Origin of the sequence: Carboxylicivirga litoralis (assembly GCF_025499605.1) — a bacterium.
In the GTDB taxonomy this organism is placed as follows: Bacteria; Bacteroidota; Bacteroidia; order Bacteroidales; family Marinilabiliaceae; genus Carboxylicivirga; species Carboxylicivirga litoralis.
In genome coordinates, this window is the sequence record NZ_JAFMVC010000012.1 from 110,141 (window position 1) to 128,255 (window position 18,115).

Consider the following 18,115-nt stretch of genomic DNA (forward strand, 5'->3'; position numbering starts at 1 on the left):
ACAAAGGTAGTTCTATAAACAGCATAATTCGTTACACTTTAGATGGTTTCATTTACATTATTCACACATTTTACTAACCCGGGTTAAGCCCATATACCGTTCTAAAATGATAGCCATAAACAGCAAAAGTGATGGCTTCGGTCAACAAGGCAGGCTTTTTAAATAAGGTCCAGGCTAATAATTTCCAGAATTCGATACGCCCCTTATCAATAATGCCAATGATATACATGGACTTAAGAAAGGCAACAATCAGAGACAAGTTGATTCGCTGGTGTTGTTTGTAGGTGTGATTATAATTTAGAAATAACTGGCGAACTCTCTTATAGTATGGTTTGGTAGTATATATGGCTGCGATTATCTTTTTATATCCATCCAACAATTGATGGTAATCCATTTTAGGGATAAAGTTCATTGATAAATCAGTATTGTTCCCCGAGGTTTCTTTAGTTAAACGTTTCTCTGCCTCTAAGCGCTTATATAGTTGTGTATGCCTGGGAGCATTTAACAAGCCCACCATGGCCGAAACAATACCACTTTTTTGGATAAAGTCAATTTGCCGTTGAAAGACACTGGGCGTATCGCTGTCAAATCCCACAATAAAGCCGCCCGAAACGGTCAATCCTGTCTTTTGAATGGTTTTAATGGATTGCAACAAATTTCTACCCTTGTTTTGCAGTTTATTGCAGGTATGAAGCGATGTTTCATCGGGTGTTTCTATGCCAATAAAAGTTGACGTTATGCCAGTTTCAACCATCAATGACATGAGCTCGTGATCATCGGCAACATTTATAGAACTTTGGATATTAAACACAAAAGGATAATTGTGCTGTTGCATCCATTGTCTCATCTGAGGAAGTAATTGGTATTTAATTTCTTTTTTGTTGCCAATAAAATTATCATCCACAATTGAAACAGGTCCACGCCAGCCTAAGCGGTATAATTCCTCCAAATCATGAATAATCTGGTGCGGCTTTTTCATTCTCACCTTATGCCCTAAAAGGGAGGTGATTTCACAAAAGTCGCATGAAAATGGGCACCCGCGGGAAACCTGAATATTCATGAAGAAATACTTTTTCATTTCCAACAGGTGATAATCAGGCCTTGGCGTATGCGATAGATCGGCAAATTGGTCTGTTTTGTATACTTTGGCGGGATGGCCATTGGCCAAATCAGCCAGAAACAAGGGCAAGGTGATTTCTGATTCATTCAAGACAAAATGGTCAATCTGTGGATAGTTATGATGCTCCTGAGTAAAAAGCGGACCACCTGCCACTATTTTTGTTCCCAGTTTCACGCACTCCGAAATGATATTACTGACGGATTGCCTTTGAATGTGCATGGCACTAATAAAAACGTAATCGGCCCAAAGAATGTCCTTAGCTTCCAGTTCACTAATGTTTAAATCAACCAGTTTTTTATTCCATTCACCGGGCAGCATGGCCGATACAGTGATGAGACCAAGTGGAGGTACCGCTGCTTTTTTGGATATAAACTTAAGCGCATGCTTAAAACTCCAGAAGGAGTCGGGATATAGCGGATATACGAGTAAAATATTCATTATCACCTTTAATCAATATAGTTTAGCCTGCTCATAACCAATCCCATCCCCGCCAATGAGTTTTATCCTCACAGCTTTACTACTTGCAAATGATTTGTTTATCAGAAACAGGGCAGCCATTCAGTTTGCAAGAAGTGTATTGGTGCAAATATCGAAGAGTCAGTCAGAAAAGGTATTACATTTTTCCTGTTTAATTTTACAAGATTCACACATTTTCGAGTGTATCGCGTCTCTTGTTTTTAAGCTTTTTAAAGTGAGAAGGTGTCAGGCCCGTCATCTTTTTAAACTGGTTGGATAGGTGCGCAACACTGCTGTAGTGCATTTTATAAGCAATTTCAGAAAGGTTTAGTTCATCATAGACAATGAGCTCTTTAACTTTTTCTATTTTATGCTTCAGGTAAAACTTTTCGATGGTGGTGCCTTTTACTTCCGAAAACAAATTGGCCAGATAGGTGTAGTCGTAGCAAAGTTTTTCACTCAGGTAATCCGATAGGTTCACTTTTATTTGTTCTTCGGTATAATGCCCCAATTCAATAATCGCATTGGTTATTTTTTCAACGAGTATGCTTTTCTTATTGCTCATAAGCTGTAGTCCAGCTTTTCTTAATGCCGCATCTAATTTTTTCAAGGTTTCATCAGGCACGGGCCCGATGATACAAGCCTCCCCAATTTTTACATCAGTATATTCCAATCCCAGCTTATCCAGTTCACTCTTAACAACCATCTGGCAGCGAATACATACCATATTTTTGATGTAAACTTTCATGTGTTTATATTAGGCTTTTCAGTTGTCACTTCATACCACCTCTTCCTTCTAATGCAAATGCAAACAAGGCACTGAAGCATTGTTGCAATAGTATAAAGTTAAGGATTTTCAAAACTTTTATAAAGCAGTTTGTGACATACTAAGAAATTATCTGACTAGAGAAGAAGATAGGTCAGTAATAAGATTTCAGAATACATGTAAATTTATATCTATTCCATTATTATTTCACTAACTTGTTATGGTTTGAAATGCATTTCCATAACCTCATGCATATAGAATTAGTTGTTGCAACAAATTGATTAACGATTAATAAATGATAAAAATGAGATTATGAAAACTGCAATAATAGGAACGTACCCTCCCCGAGAATGTGGCATTGGCACATTCACCCGACACCTTTATGAATCTATTATTGGGGCAGATCGCCATAACCATGTTAGCATTATTGCTTTAAACAATTCAGATAAATTACTTTCGTATCCGAATGAAGTGGAACATGTTATCCGTCAGGATTACCAGCGTGATTACATTGATGCCGCAAAATTTATAAACCACAGTGGCACCGACATTTGTATTTTACAGCATGAGTTTGGCATTTTTGGTGGCAAAGATGGAGTTTACATCCTTCCATTGATACACCGCCTGAAAATACCTCTTGTTGTAACTCTTCACACCATACTTAATACTCCGTCTTACAGCGAAAAGTTAATACTTCAGGAGATATGTAAAAAGGCTTGCAAAATAGTTGTAATGACCCAAAAAGCTATTGATTTCCTGGATGAAATTTATGATGTACATAAAGATAAAATAGAACTGATTGAACACGGTGTACCACAATATAAACTAGACCATCAGAAGGCAAAAAGCGCCTTAAAGCTTCAGAATAAAAATGTGATACTCACTTTTGGCTTTTTGGGGCGAAACAAAGGTATTGATGTGGCCATTAAAGCTTTGCCAAAGGTAATTGAAAAGCATCCCAATAGCCTCTACTTTGTATTGGGCAAAACCCACCCCAATGTGCTGCGCTATTCCGGAGAAGAGTATCTCATCTACCTGAGGCAACTGGTCAAAACTTTGGGTTTGGAAAGCCATGTGATTATTCCGCATAAGTATATGAGCCAAGATGAGCTATTTATGTACTTGTATGCATCGGATATTTATATCACACCTTACAACAACGAGGCGCAGATAACCAGCGGAACCCTTTCGTATGCTGTCGGTGTGGGTTCTTGTGTTATTTCAACACCCTATTGGCATGCTGTTGAATTGCTTGCCAATAACCGGGGGCTTCTGTTTGATTTTGGCAATTCCGAACAACTGGGCGACATCTTGATTAATTTATTAGAGCATCCTGAGGAGCTGAGCACCTTTAGAAAAAATGCAGGTAACTATGGTAAGGAAATTACCTGGCCAATAACCGGTATAAAGTACAGCGAATTGCTGGTTCACACTATTCAGGAATGCATAAAAGAGGATGACGATAATGACCAGCCGTTTGACTTATTGATGATACCAGCTTTTTCGCTTAAACATATTAAACGATTAACGGATGACACCGGGATTATTCAGCATGCTAAATATGGCATACCTAATTTGAAACATGGCTATTGCCTCGATGATAATGCCAGAGCTCTTCTAATGGCACTCATGACCTATACTCAAAAGAAAAGTAAAAAGGCACTGGATTTATGTCATGTATATCTGAGTTATATCCATTACATGCAAAACGAGGACGGCTCATTTAGAAATCTCTTAAGTTTCAATAGGAACTATATAGACAATGTGGGTTCAGAAGACTCCTTTGGCCGAACCATTTGGTCATTAGGCTATTTGATGGATAATGCACCTAATGATTCTTATTATCAGGCTAGTCATTCCATATTCTTTAAAGCAGCACCCATTTTTGAAGAACTGAAATCTATTCGCAGCATTGCCAATACAATAATAGGAATAAGCCATTATTTAAATAACTCGCCCGATAACAACAGTATGGTGGCTGTATTAAGAAAATTAGCCAAAAAGCTGATTGATCATTATGATAACAATAGCTCCGCAAACTGGAATTGGTTCGAAGAGGTATTGACCTACGATAATGCCATGCTACCTCTTGCGCTATTGCATGTTGCTAAGGTACTTAATGATGAGCATATCAAGGATGTTGGTATCGCATCTATGGACTTATTGATTCAACACACTCTGAGTGATGGTTACCTGTCTTTAATAGGTAATGATGGATGGTTTAACAAAAACGGTCGCAAAGCGATGTTTAGCCAGCAACCGGTTGATGCCATGGCCATGATTCTGATGTTTCATCAGGCTTATAACCTTACTAAAAACAAAGAATACCTGAGCAAATTATTCACCTCTTTTATGTGGTTTTTAGGTGAGAATGATTTGCGAATGCGACTGTATGATTTTGAAACCCATGGATGTTGCGATGGCTTAGAGCGCGACGGAATCAATCGGAACCAAGGTGCAGAAAGCACCCTGGCGTACCTTATCTCACACTTAACGGTGTTAAAAGCACATGAAGATTTTTACAGCCTTAAGTGATGTCAATTACGACGAAATGCACCTACTTACCTTTAAATCATTAGAAATGTTAATAAAAAGATATTCCGGTAATCCGATTCTACAAAAAGATGATGTGCCCTATCCTGTTGCAACAGTGCATAATGCAGGCATGATCAAACATGAGGATAAGTACATCATGATTTTCAGATCCCATAAATTTAATGGGCGTAGCATATTGGGTAAAGCAGTGAGTTATGACGGCTTTAACTTTATAGTTGATAAGCATCCCTTTATGATACCATCAAAGGAGCAACCGTTTAAAAAGTATGAAGCTTATGGTATTGAGGATCCACGCATTGTAAAAATAGATGGAGAATATTTGATTACTTACAGTGCCTACTCCCAATATGGTGTTAGGATTGGACTGGCAAAAACCAAAGACTTTGACCATATTCAGCGCGTGGCTCTTATAACCGAAGCCGACTACCGGAACGTGGTAATTTTCCCCGAAAAGTTCAATAACCTTTATGCCCGATTAGATCGTCCGCACTCCGAAATATCTCCCTGGTCCATCTGGATATCCTATTCGCCCGATTTAATTCATTGGGGTCAATCACAACTGATTATGCGTCCAATGCAATACCATTGGGATGAAATGAAAATAGGCCCCGGAGCAAGCCCCATCAAAACATCGCGTGGATGGTTAAATATATACCATGGTGTATTTCCTACCATGGATGGATGCGTTTACCGCTTAGGAGTTGCCTTGCATAAGCTTGAAGATCCATCTGTTGTTATTGCAGTTGGCGATGAATGGATCTTACAGCCTGAAGAAGAGTATGAGATAACCGGCTATGTGCACAATGTTGTTTTTACCTGTGGGGCCATACCTGAACCCGATGGGACATTAAAACTGTACTGGGGAGGCGCTGATAAGGTGATGTGTGTTGGAACAGCCGTTATTGACGAATTGGTTGATCATTGTCTTAGTAATCTTAGACAAGCTTTATAAGCCAGTAGTCGAAGTAGAATAAAGTTAAGTTTCGTAACAAGTGACATTTGGCAACAACACATTAAATGCCTGACTAATTGGAGTGTTAATTGATACTGCCTCAAGAATTAAAACGTAAAGCCATGAAGCCAACACAAGAAAATTTTTCAACTGAGGATGAAATTTTCTTAACGATTTTCATCTCGCCGAAGCGAGATTAGGTATAGTATAATAAAACAAATTACAGGCCCATGAAAATAGCCATATTATCACCAATAGCATGGAGAACACCTCCCTTAAGGTATGGACCATGGGAACAGGTCGCTTCTAACATTACCGAAGGCTTGGTTGCCAAAGGGCTGGATGTGACTTTATTCGCAACCGGTAACTCCAATACCAATGCTAAATTGCAATCTATCTCGCCTACCGCTTATGGCGAGGACGATTCGATCGCTTCCAAGGTGTGGGAATGTCTTCACATCAGCTTCCTGATGGAACAAGCCAATGATTTTGATATCATCCATAATCACTTTGATTACTTGCCACTGAGCTATTCCAGACTTATCAAAACTCCAATGGTTACTACCATTCATGGTTTTTCATCACCTAAAATTATCCCGGTTTTTAAGCGCTACAACAACCATAATTTTTATGTTTCGATTAGCAATGCTGATCGAAGCCCTGAACTCAATTATATCGCCACAGTTTACAATGGCATTAATCCGGTTGATTTCACTTTTAATAGCATTCCGGACGATTACTTGCTCTTTTTTGGCAGAATACACCCTGAAAAAGGCACCTACGAGGCCATTCAGATAGCAAAAAGAACAAAACGCAAGCTTATTATTGCTGGATTGGTTCAGGATGAAGATTATTTTTACAGCCGTGTTAAACCTCATCTCAATAACGAAGACATTGTATATGTTGGTAATTCAGGGCCTAAACAGCGGGATGAGTTGCTGAGGCAGGCATTTGCCCTGTTACATCCGATTAGTTTCAATGAACCGTTTGGATTAAGTGTAGCAGAAGCTATGTTTTGCGGAACTCCAGTCATCGCTTTTAACAGAGGATCAATGTCCGAGATCATACTTGATGGTAAAACCGGTTTTTTAGTCAATACGCTTGATGAAGCCGTTGCTGCTGTTGATAAGACTTCAAACATCAATCGATGGGACTGCAAATGGTGGGCTACCTCTAATTTTTCGCAGGATAAAATGGTTGAAGGGTATGTTGAAGTTTATAAAAGAATTCTAAGTCGCAAATAAAATACATACAAAGGTCATGGCAGTATTTAATATTGAGGACAAAAACGCTACAGAACTGGTGCAAAGGCAAAAGATAATTATTCGTGGTGACGATTCACGCGTTATCACACGTGCTCATATTCCAGGTGAATTAACGCGTATCAACAACATCATCAACAGGGTACTTAAGCTTACTAATGATGAGATAGAGAAGGAATTACAAAAGGTATATCGTGACTTTGAAAGCAGACATAAAAACCTGGATCACCAGTTGATTAAGCATTTTAATAAAGTTTCGGAGTATATTCCAGCCTCTGTGACTCTAAGCCAAAATATGCGGATGCTTATTGGCGCCTATTTAACCATGGAATATTCCATTGAATCAGCTGCTTTGTTTAATCCTTCCATTGTTGCACATCCAAACCAGAAATATGTTGTAGATGGTTGCCTGAGATTTATTATGAGCTTGCGGGCCACTGGTGAAGGACATATTTCCTCCATTGTTTTTCGTAGTGGTGTTATTAATACAGATGGTTCTTTCTCATTTGATGAAACCAACAGGTATGTCGAGCAAGCTTCAGTGTGCCACAACTCAGCTTATGACCGTCACTTATTTCAATTGAAACTGCAGGATTTGGACGCCTGGGATGCAACAAGCATTCGCATATTTGAGCAGATTCCAGATACTTTTTCTTATCAGGAGCTAAAGGTGAGTATAGGTGTACTATACTTAGATCCTGATTTTGTATGCAATGATAAAGTTATTGAGATCATCTACTGGGTGGCTAACTCCAATTATACGCTTCAGTTTGATGAAACCAGTAACATTTCGGAACGGGTTATTTTTCCATCTTCTGATAATGAAAGCAGGGGAATTGAAGATGCCCGTTTTGTACTATTTAAAGATGACAATGGTGAAGTGACCTACTATGCCACCTATACAGCATATAATGGGTTCAGCATCCTACCCCAGTTAATTGAAACCAGGGATTTTCTCCGCTTTAAAGTGATGACTCTGAATGGTAAGGCTGTTCAGAATAAGGGAATGGCTCTGTTTCCGCGTAAGATCAATGGAAAGTATGTGATGTTATCACGACAGGATGGCGAAAACAACCACATTATGTTTTCTGATCATTTGCATTTCTGGCAATCATCCCAGATTATTCAAGAGCCAACAAAGCCTTGGGAATTTATACAGATTGGTAATTGTGGTTCTCCAATAGAGACAGATGAGGGATGGCTGGTGCTCACCCATGGCGTTGGTGCCATGCGTCAATACGCCATTGGGGTGATATTACTTGATTTAAATAATCCCACAAAAGTGATAGCCCAACTGGATGAACCACTAATAACACCAACAAAAGAAGAACGAGAAGGTTATGTGCCTAACGTAATCTATTCCTGTGGCGGCCTATTATTTCATCAACAATTAATTATTCCCTATGCCATGTCTGATATATCAACAGGAATTGCTACCATCAATGTAAATGATTTACTAGAGTCGATGACCTATATGAGCAATTATGAATAACAGTTTCATATCTAGGCTTGATTTAAAAACAAAGATAAAATTGAATGTGTACCAAAAATAAGCTCAGGCGCATTGTAACATAATGTATATTAAAGATTTCATAACAAAAGCAATGTGATTTCTAATTCGAAAACTTTATATACCACTTGAACATTAAAATATTCCAATGATAACAACACTTATTAATGAATTAAATCAGTTAAGAAAAGGTTATGTCATTGGTGGTTCTATCTTTTTTTATTGTTGTGAATCTGAATTAGTTAAAAAGGATTTAGTTCATCAGCAAGGAGAAGATCTTATTCTGATATTAAAATTCACTAGCTGCACGTGAAGTATATAAGGCTCATCTTGTAGGCAATTTAGTTAAATGATTTAAGTAGTCGAGAAAATTGCAAAGTTTTCAAAAGTCTCAAATATCAGGCTATAATGAATCTACATATTGATCCAACAACAAAAGCCATCAATGAATTACTTCAATACTTTACTTTAAAAAAGGCATTTTTCCGGTTAATTATTAATGTTTCTATGATAATTGCTTCCCTAGACGCAATAGCAGGAAAAAACAAAAGTATCACGGATGAGTTGCAACCTTCTTTTCTGCATTCTTTTTTCTAAAAAATAGAACATTAAATGTACTTCTCATAATCATCATTTTTCAATTTGTAAAACTACTTTATCAATCTCAATATAAAATAATTACAAGACTTACAAGTTTGGACAGAGCACTGCCTTTTTAAGACAAATCGTAACCTATTTTTACCATTTTGAAATAGGTTACGATTTTATGTCTTTTTAAGGCATTTTCGGGAAGTCAGACAAAACATGGAGACATAAAAAAAGTCCTACAACTAATTGATAGTGTAGGACTTGTCTCTTTTTGTCTTCTATTGATATTTTATTCAGCGGAGAGAGAGGGAACTGAAAATTTGCTTTAAGTGCCCAATTCTCAATATTTTACGAATTTATTTTTTTAAGTCCTCTGTAAGTCCACCAAAATTGGCCAAAAAATGTCCGTTTCAAATGCGTTTTAATGAACTCATTTCCCTTCAAAAGTAGCAAAAAGGAACCGAACCTAAAAATGGATTAATGTCAAGTATATTATGAGATAAATTCGAAGTCGATTGTGAATAATAATCTGTTCATGAAATTTATTACAGGTGGTGGTTTTGTAGATAAGTACTATGTTATCACTACTATTTAGAAATAAAGCTTTCTTTCATTTTTGAAGTATAGTGTTTAATCGGGAAAAAATGTCAGCTAAAGTGGTCATAATGACACTGGTACGTTATTGATTTATGTCAAAATGACTCTTGGGTAAATACTGCTTTATATACCACAAAATCTATTTATTTGAAAATCAATAAAAAATAATTCTTAATGGATAAAGGCCTCAAAATTGGCATTTAGTTTGAAAAAGATTAGGTGTAAGTAATTAAAATTTGTTGAACTAAATTTTTGGAGGATAAAGTTATGACACTTGCAAAATTATCAAACAACTGGTTTCCATCAGCCCCTTCAATCTTCGATAGATTTTTTGATGGCGAATTGATGGATTGGAATAGAACTAACTATTCAAGCACAGACACTACCTTACCAGCAGTTAATGTTAAAGAAAACGACAATGAGTTTTTAATCGATGTTGCTGCACCAGGTTTAACCAAAGAAGATTTCAAAGTAAACTATGACAATGGTCGTTTGACTATTTCATCAGAAAAGAAAAGTGAAGTAGAAGAAAAAGATGGTGAAAAAGTAACTCGTCGTGAATTCAGCTACCAGTCTTTCCAACGCTCATTTACAGTTTCTGAAAATGTAGTGGATGCTGAAAAAATAGGAGCCAATTACGAAAATGGAATCCTTCATATTTCACTTCCTAAACGCGAAGAGGTTAAACCAAAACCTGCAAAACAAATCGAAATTATGTAATTGACTATGGGCAGTTTCTACTGCCCTTATTTTCGAATTCTCTAAATATCTTGTTATGAAAAGGATAGTTTTATCACTATTTGTTCTGGCAATGGTATTTGCCGGATGTGAAAAAGTAGAAGACCAAATGGAAGAACTAAAAGTTGATTCAGCAAAGAAGAGTGAGTCTTCTGAAAAGATTGTTGAAACCAATGAAATTACTAAGGTTCCGCTAGCACCTAATAGTGATTCTGTTTATATGTACCCATTTTTCAACTCAAAGATAGATTCAACTTTTAATCTATTTACTCCATTTCAATATTGGCATAACATTCCAGTCTTACAGCCTGATTCATCAAAATTAGGAAAGAACGATGGAGAATAGAATTAAGAGTTAGATAGTAAGTTGTATCCCTTGATATTAATTTTATAAAGTAATTATCATGAAAACGATTATGTGTACAAATACAATACCTTGGTTCAGCCCATTATTTGAGTTTAGTTTATTTGAACCAATACTTGAATATAGTAGTCTGCAAACAGAAAGTATATCGGAAACTCCATTTGCTTATAACTATAGTTATACATTGCCAGATTTTAGAAAAAAAGACTTAGTAATGAGTCTACAAAACAATGTATTAACCATCGAAGGAACAAACAAAAATAAAGGTTCATGGTGGAATAGTAATACTGGCAATAGTATAGAAAAGCACTTTGTTAAAAATATAAGATTATCAAGTGATATGAATCTTGATAATATCAATGCTTCATTCCAAAAAGGTGTTCTAAAAGTAGAGATTCCAAAAAAAGAAGAATACGTAAGCTATAGGGAAATTCCGGTATTTGGCGATTCAAGTAATGCTACAGTGTTGGAAGAAAAAAACAATAAACCAAAAAATATACTTAACGAGATAAAGCTTCGTATTAACAACTTATTCAAGAATACAGCATAAGGAGAAGCAAATTGTTTAAATGGATAAATCTTGATTTAATGGAAGTTTTAAATAAAGAAACGTTCAGGTGTAATCACCAATTAAGAAATAACCATGCTTACACTTCAACAGAAAAATGTAACAATCAGAATGTAGAATTTAAATATGAGGAAAAGCAAGGGCGGACTTGTGTTTTTATAAGTTCGGCTTTGCTAAAGGAGAATAATTATAGGTTAAATATAAAGGGGGCTTGTTTATCTCTAATCATTTATGAGAGAAGAGAAATTGTAAAACCCAGGTACTTCAGGTTACTTGATAAAACGATTAATGAAAAATCAACTTACGACAGGCTTAAAAGCTTTAAGTATAAGTTGGCACAGGATAATTATGTAATTAGTAATGTTTTATGGGATAAAGAAATGATGAGACTTGAAGTGGTTTTACAAACGGATGAAGTTAATGAGCGGAATTGTAGTCGCATAAAGGATTGTGATGTACTTTAACATTTTCTTAACTGAGTTTAACCAGTCTTTAACCAAAACAATTTGTCATAGAAATTAATTTTGTATTAAACAATAAAATATAGCAACAATGAAAAGGTTTGGCTCATTGCTATTGGTGTCTGTTGTAAGCAGTGCCCTTACAATTAGTACGTTTCTTTTTATAAATAGCAATAATAATAAAACAGTAAAGATTGAACATATATCGGGCACTCCAGTTGTAGGAGCTACATATACCGTTAATAAAAGTGGAGAAATAGTTCCTCTTGAGTTTACGGAAGTAGCAAAAAAAGTAATGCCTGCGGTTGTTCATATAAAATCTACACAGGTTCAGAATGTTAAAAACTACAACTATCGTCATCAATCCGACCCGTTTAGGGATTTTTTTCAAGATGACATGTTTAAACGCTTTTTTGGTCCGGAATTTAAGTTTGAATCCCCTCAGCCACAACAAAGAGGTCCGCAAGCAAGAGTAGGCAGCGGTTCAGGTGTAATCATTAATACAGATGGTTATATTGTAACTAATAACCATGTTATTGCCAATGCTGATGATATTGAGGTAACTTTGGATGATAACCGAGTTTTTAAAGCTAAAGTAGTTGGAACAGACCCGTCTACAGACTTGGCTCTGTTGCAGATAAAAGAAAAGGGATTACCTTATTTGCCATTAGTAAATTCGGATGAAGTAGAGGTTGGAGAATGGGTATTAGCTGTTGGAAATCCCTTCAATCTAAATTCAACAGTGACGGCAGGAATCGTAAGTGCTACCGGACGCAATATAAATATTTTAAGAGACCAAAGTGCGATTGAATCCTTCATTCAGACAGATGCTGCTATTAATCCCGGAAACAGCGGTGGAGCTTTGGTTAACCTTCAGGGTGGATTAATTGGAATTAACACTGCTATTGCGAGCCCAACAGGTGCTTATGCCGGATATGGCTTTGCCGTTCCTGCTAATATAGTTTCAAAAGTTATTGAAGACCTCCTTAAATATGGAATGGTTCAAAGAGGTTATTTGGGCTTAATGATTCGAAGCGTTGACGGGAATCTTGCAAAAGAAAAAGACCTTAAAGTTACTGAAGGTGTTTATGTGGACAGTATTGCCAGCCATAGTGCTGCCGGAGAAGCCGGAATTGAGGTTGGAGATGTCATACTTAAAGTAAATGATGTTGAAGTAGCTGCATCTGCTAAACTATTAGAAGTTATAGGTAGGCATCATCCGGGAGACAAAGTAGCACTAGTAGTAAACCGTTATGGAAAAGAGTTGGAGTATCTGGTGACACTCCGAAATCAGGAAGGAAAAACCAAATTATACGAAAGAGGAACTAAGGAAATATTAGATATATTAGGTGTTGAGTTGGAAGAAATTGACAAGTCAACTGCTAAAAAACTTGATATTAACGGAGGAATCAGAATAACTAAGTTGTTCACAGGTAAATTAAAACGACATACAGATGTAAAAGTTGGTTTTATTATTACTAAGGTGGATGGAAAGCTTTATAAAACAGTTGATGATCTAGTAAACTACCTGCAAGATAAAAAAGGCGGTGTTATGCTGGAAGGTATTTATGAGGATTATCCTGGTAACTATTATTACGCATTTGGATTATAAAACCATAAAAAACAGATTAATATCTTTTTAAAACAGTAAATGTTTTGTTGAATTTTATAAAAGTATCGTTCTATGTTAGATTTATGTAAGACAGTATTGAATGGAGTTCATGAAGACAAAAGCCTCTTTAGAAAGGAATTGATTAAATCTATCTCCTGGCTTAATCAAAAAGACCAGGAAAAATTCCAAAACTGGGTACGAGAACGTTTCATAAATGAGCATGCTGATGTCATTGACGAAATATTAAACACTAAGTACCAATTTGCATCATAAATTTTTGATTTGAAGCATGCATAGGTCTATTCTGTGCATGCTTTTATATATGTCTATGCTCTATTCTGAGCATGGATGCTTTATCGTGTTTTATTTTTTAATTATTAATGTTTTAAGGAGGAACTCATGAAAAGTCTACATTCTTATTGTAAAATTTTAATTGTATCTATTTTATTTTTTAATGTTCAGCAAAACATATTTGCTAATGATAGTAAAACAGAAATTTTTACACCTTACACTAAGGTGTCTGTATCACCCGGAAGTACAGTAAATTATTCACTGGATATCATCAATAATAACGAACAGACAATAAACGAAAACATAAACATTAGTAACATTCCTCGTTCGTGGAATTATACACTTACAGCTAGTGGGATGAATATTAATAAAGTAGCTGTGTTAGGCAGCAAGAAACAAACTTTAAAACTTAAAATTGATGTTCCCTATCGTGTAAAAAAAGGTTATTATACCTTTTATGCAAAGCTTGGCAGTATAGCTTCATTGCCATTGACCATTAATGTAACTACAGCAGGCTCTAATGAATCAGAACTTACATGTGACCAGAAAAACATGGAAGGTACTTCAAAATCTAACTTTTCATTTAATGCCGTATTAAAGAATAAAACAGCTACTCAGCAACAATACGCATTAATGGCATCTCCACCAAGGGGATGGAGTGTAACGATTAAGCCTAATCATAAACAGGCCACTTCAACCGAGGTAGATGCCAATGGCACAAAAAATATTAATTATACCATCAAAGCACCATCAAATGTAAAAGCCGGAACTTATAAGATTCCTGTAAAAGCGGTTTCAGGTTCTACTTCTGCAAATATGGAATTAGAGGTGGTAATTACAGGTACTTACGAAATGTCTTTTTCAACTCCAACAGGATTGTTAAGTGCAAAAATCACAGCAGGAGATGATAAAAAGGTAGAGTTGGTAGTTAAGAATACAGGTTCTACAAAATTGGAGAATATAGAACTATCGGCATCTAAACCGAAAAATTGGGAAGTTTCATTCGATAACAAAAAAATAGAAAGCCTGGAACCGGGAAAAACATCAACGGTTTATGCAACCATTAAAGCCGATAAAAAGGCCATTCCCGGAGACTATGTGACCAAGATTACGGCAAAAACATCAGAAGCTAATCAAAATCTATCTTTTCGAATTATGGTCAAAACACCAATGCTTATGGGTTGGTTAGGAATTTTAATCATATTAGCTTCCATAGGAGGGATAGCATTCTTAATCAAGAAATTCGGAAGGAGGTAAGTATGGATAGTCCAGTTATACAACTAAATGGAATTTCTAAAAAGTACGGAGACTTTACTGCTGTTAATAATCTGGATTTATCCATTAACAAAGGTGAGATTTTTGGATTGCTTGGGCCAAACGGTGCAGGAAAGTCAACTACAATACTTATGCTTATGGGGCTTACAGAGCCTAGTTCGGGAAGTGTAAGTGTATGTGGAATTAATTCTACCTCAAAACCTATTGCTGTTAAAAAGAAGGTAGGGTATTTACCAGAGGATGTAGGGTTTTATGATGATTTATCGGGTTTGGATAACCTGATATATACGGCCAGGCTGAATGGTTTCGACTATAGCACTGCCAAAGAAAAAGCTGGTGAACTGTTGGAGAGAGTTGGTCTTGGTAACGATAAAAACAAAAAAACAGGCAAGTATTCTAAAGGAATGCGCCAACGATTAGGTTTAGCTGATGTATTGATTAAAAATCCGGAAGTCATCATATTAGATGAACCGACAACTGGCATCGACCCGAAAGGCGTAATGGAATTGCTTAGCTTAATAAAAAAACTCAGCGTAGAGCAAAATATTACAGTACTATTTTCTTCTCATAACCTTCATCAGGTTCAGCAAGTTTGCGACCGTGTAGGAATTTTTGTTAGTGGTAAGTTATTGGCAGAAGGAAATATCAAAGAGTTATCGCAAAAGTTGTTTACACACGGTATGTACCTTATTGAACTTGCAATAGATAGCGGTGACAAATCTCCAATAGGTTCGGAAGAATTGGAAAAGCTATTAGCTCCAATAGAAGGTATACAGAAAGTATCGGCAGATAATACGCTCTTTCAAATTGAATGCTCTTCAGATATTTCTTCATCCATTGCTAAAACAGTTATTGAGGCTGATTATGAACTTAATTTCTTGAGTAAAAAAGAATATGGACTTGATGCTATTTATAACCGTTATTTTGAAGGAGGATTAAGCGATGATTAGTATAGCTACAAAGCAAACTAATCCCTTTGGGGTTATTGTAAGTAAGGAAATTTCCGACACAGTAAAAAGTTGGAAATTTATTATCATGGTAGCATTGGTGTTGCTAACATGTATGGGGTCGCTTTATGCTGCCCTGGATGATTTTTCGGCTGCTATAAAAGGAGGAAGTGCTGATGATGATTTCTTCTTCCTGAAGCTTTATACACATTCAAATGGTACTTTGCCTTCGTTTCTGGTATTTATCAGTTTCCTGGGGCCATTGTTAGGTATCAGCATGGGATTTGACAGCATAAATACCGAGCAAAACAAAGGAACTTTAAGCAGATTATTGGCACAACCTATTTATCGGGACTATATATTAAATGCCAAGTTTTTAGCTGCCTTAACCATTCTAAGCTACCTTTTTATTGGGCTAAGTTTATTGGTACTTGGTTTTGGTCTTATATTTATAGGTATTCCTCCTACAACTGATGAATTGATGAGAATCATTATTTTCTCTATTGTAAACATCATATACGTTGGCTTTTGGCTGAATCTGTCCATACTGTTTTCTGTAAAATTCAGGCAGGCAGCAACCTCTGCCCTGGCTGGGATTTCAGTATGGCTTTTCTTTACTATATTCTATAGTATGATTGTAAATCTTATTGCAAAAGGACTTGCGCCGGTAAGGTTTATTAGTGAAAATCAAATGGTCAGTTTTCAACGTTTTGTCCAAAACTTAATGCGTTTTAATCCCGGACAATTATTCAATGATGTTACAACTACTCTGTTGCGCCCTTCAGTTCGAAGTTTGGGTCCTTTAACAACAGAACAAACCATTGGAGCTATACCAAATCCTCTGCCATTAGGTCAGAGTCTTATGTTGGTTTGGCCACAAGTTGTAGCACTTATTGGAGGTACGCTGTTGTTCTTTGCTATTGCATACACCATGTTTATGCGAAGAGAAATACGTTCCAGATAGCTATTTACGAGTATAGAACCAGATAATTAACTAATTATTTTCAATTTATAATAAATCATTCTAAACAATGGACATCCATGTAAAGAATATTACCAAGACGTATGGTACACAAAAAGCCCTAGATGATTTATCATTTAAGGTGAAAACAGGTGAAATTCTTGGTTTTCTTGGTCCTAATGGAGCAGGTAAAACCACAACAATGAAGGCAATCACCTGCTATATTACTCCCAATGGAGGAGATATTACCCTGGGAGGAAAATCAGTTCATGATGAACCCGATGAAGTAAAGAAAAGCATCGGTTACTTGCCGGAGAATAACCCTTTGTACTTAGATATGACCATTATGGATTATCTGAATTTTATTGGCGAGTTACAAGGGGTTAGCAAAAGCAATATTAAAGCACAGGTTGAGAAAATGATTCGAATTTGTGGGTTAGACCTTGAAAAACACAAGAAGATAGGTGAATTATCTAAAGGCTACAAACAAAGGGTTGGATTGGCACAGGCTTTAATCCACGACCCGGAAGTGCTAATTCTTGATGAGCCTACCACAGGTTTAGACCCCAACCAGATTATTGAAATACGAAAGCTCATAAAGGAAATAGGACGTGAAAAAACCGTTATTCTGAGTTCTCATATTTTGGCGGAAGTAGAAGCAACTTGTGACAGGGTTTTAATCATCAATAAAGGTAAAATTGTAGCCGATGGTACACCGGAATCATTACGAAAAGAAGCACAGGGAACAGAACTTCTAAAGGTGGGGCTAAGTACAACGGATCGCAATGAAGCCTATAAAGCATTGAGCAATATTGATGAAGTTGCAATGGTTTCATTTGTAGATGATAACTCATGCATTTTTGAGATTGAAAGCCATGTTGGTAAATCATCAATAGAAAGCATTTTTAAAATGTGTGTAAGTAAAGGTTGGTTTATTACTCGGTTAACACCTATTGAAAAGAACTTGGAGGATGTATTTAGAGAATTAACAAAACCTAGATAGTTCAAATATTATTAAATAATGATGAAGTGTTAATACCTATTTTTTCATAAAAGTCTTGTGTATTAATACTTGAATCTTGATACTAAAT

General features: G+C 36.3%; 16 protein-coding genes. 14 read left to right on the forward strand and 2 right to left on the reverse strand.

Annotated features, from left to right (window positions below; genetic code table 11):
* Window positions 1–73: 73 nt before the first annotated feature.
* Window positions 74–1,558, reverse strand: coding sequence for a B12-binding domain-containing radical SAM protein (locus J1N10_RS12640; RefSeq protein ID WP_262327075.1), 1,485 nt, complete (start codon window positions 1,556–1,558; stop codon window positions 74–76).
* A gap of 205 nt (window positions 1,559–1,763) precedes the next feature.
* Window positions 1,764–2,324, reverse strand: a complete 561-nt coding sequence (locus J1N10_RS12645) for a helix-turn-helix domain-containing protein (RefSeq protein ID WP_262327076.1) — start codon at window positions 2,322–2,324, stop codon at window positions 1,764–1,766.
* A gap of 330 nt (window positions 2,325–2,654) precedes the next feature.
* On the opposite strand from J1N10_RS12645, the gene J1N10_RS12650 reads away from it, so the two are divergent.
* The 14 genes from J1N10_RS12650 to J1N10_RS12715 all read left to right on the forward strand — a co-directional run bounded on the left by J1N10_RS12650 (window position 2,655) and on the right by J1N10_RS12715 (window position 18,027).
* Window positions 2,655–4,877 (forward strand): glycosyltransferase family 4 protein, encoded by a 2,223-nt coding sequence (locus tag J1N10_RS12650; protein ID WP_262327077.1) that lies wholly within the window; start codon window positions 2,655–2,657, stop codon window positions 4,875–4,877.
* A complete protein-coding gene (locus J1N10_RS12655) occupies window positions 4,852–5,850 on the forward strand; it encodes a glycoside hydrolase family 130 protein (RefSeq protein WP_262327078.1) in 999 nt (332 codons plus the stop codon). The genes J1N10_RS12650 and J1N10_RS12655 overlap by 26 nt, the downstream gene beginning before the upstream one ends.
* 230 nt (window positions 5,851–6,080) lie before the next feature.
* On the forward strand, window positions 6,081–7,094 hold the full coding sequence (locus J1N10_RS12660) for a glycosyltransferase family 4 protein (protein ID WP_262327079.1): 1,014 nt from the start codon (window positions 6,081–6,083) through the stop codon (window positions 7,092–7,094).
* A 16-nt stretch (window positions 7,095–7,110) separates the two neighbouring features.
* Window positions 7,111–8,604 (forward strand): glycoside hydrolase family 130 protein, encoded by a 1,494-nt coding sequence (locus J1N10_RS12665; protein ID WP_262327080.1) that lies wholly within the window; start codon window positions 7,111–7,113, stop codon window positions 8,602–8,604.
* A 1,455-nt stretch (window positions 8,605–10,059) separates the two neighbouring features.
* The gene (locus tag J1N10_RS12670; RefSeq protein WP_262327081.1) at window positions 10,060–10,527 is read left to right on the forward strand and encodes an Hsp20/alpha crystallin family protein; all 468 of its coding nucleotides are present in this window, start codon (window positions 10,060–10,062) and stop codon (window positions 10,525–10,527) included.
* 55 nt (window positions 10,528–10,582) lie between these two features.
* Window positions 10,583–10,891 (forward strand): hypothetical protein, encoded by a 309-nt coding sequence (locus J1N10_RS12675; RefSeq protein ID WP_262327082.1) that lies wholly within the window; start codon window positions 10,583–10,585, stop codon window positions 10,889–10,891.
* A 58-nt stretch (window positions 10,892–10,949) separates the two neighbouring features.
* Window positions 10,950–11,459 carry an HSP20 family small heat-shock protein gene (locus J1N10_RS12680; RefSeq protein ID WP_262327083.1) on the forward strand — a complete coding sequence of 170 codons (510 nt, stop codon included), beginning with the start codon at window positions 10,950–10,952 and terminating at the stop codon, window positions 11,457–11,459.
* A 38-nt stretch (window positions 11,460–11,497) separates the two neighbouring features.
* Window positions 11,498–11,941 carry a hypothetical protein gene (locus J1N10_RS12685; protein ID WP_262327084.1) on the forward strand — a complete coding sequence of 148 codons (444 nt, stop codon included), beginning with the start codon at window positions 11,498–11,500 and terminating at the stop codon, window positions 11,939–11,941.
* A gap of 88 nt (window positions 11,942–12,029) precedes the next feature.
* Window positions 12,030–13,550, forward strand: a complete 1,521-nt coding sequence (locus J1N10_RS12690) for a Do family serine endopeptidase (protein ID WP_262327085.1) — start codon at window positions 12,030–12,032, stop codon at window positions 13,548–13,550.
* 72 nt (window positions 13,551–13,622) lie between these two features.
* Complete coding sequence (locus J1N10_RS12695; RefSeq protein WP_262327086.1) at window positions 13,623–13,823, forward strand: hypothetical protein; 201 nt, start codon at window positions 13,623–13,625, stop codon at window positions 13,821–13,823.
* Between the two features lie 126 nt (window positions 13,824–13,949).
* A complete protein-coding gene (locus J1N10_RS12700; RefSeq protein ID WP_262327087.1) occupies window positions 13,950–15,098 on the forward strand; it encodes a COG1470 family protein in 1,149 nt (382 codons plus the stop codon).
* Between the two features lie 2 nt (window positions 15,099–15,100).
* Window positions 15,101–16,066, forward strand: coding sequence for an ABC transporter ATP-binding protein (locus J1N10_RS12705; RefSeq protein ID WP_262327088.1), 966 nt, complete (start codon window positions 15,101–15,103; stop codon window positions 16,064–16,066).
* Window positions 16,059–17,027, forward strand: coding sequence for an ABC transporter permease (locus J1N10_RS12710; RefSeq protein WP_262327089.1), 969 nt, complete (start codon window positions 16,059–16,061; stop codon window positions 17,025–17,027). Before J1N10_RS12705 ends, J1N10_RS12710 begins: the two co-directional genes overlap by 8 nt.
* A gap of 67 nt (window positions 17,028–17,094) precedes the next feature.
* Window positions 17,095–18,027, forward strand: coding sequence for an ATP-binding cassette domain-containing protein (locus J1N10_RS12715; protein WP_262327090.1), 933 nt, complete (start codon window positions 17,095–17,097; stop codon window positions 18,025–18,027).
* Window positions 18,028–18,115: the final 88 nt, after the last annotated feature.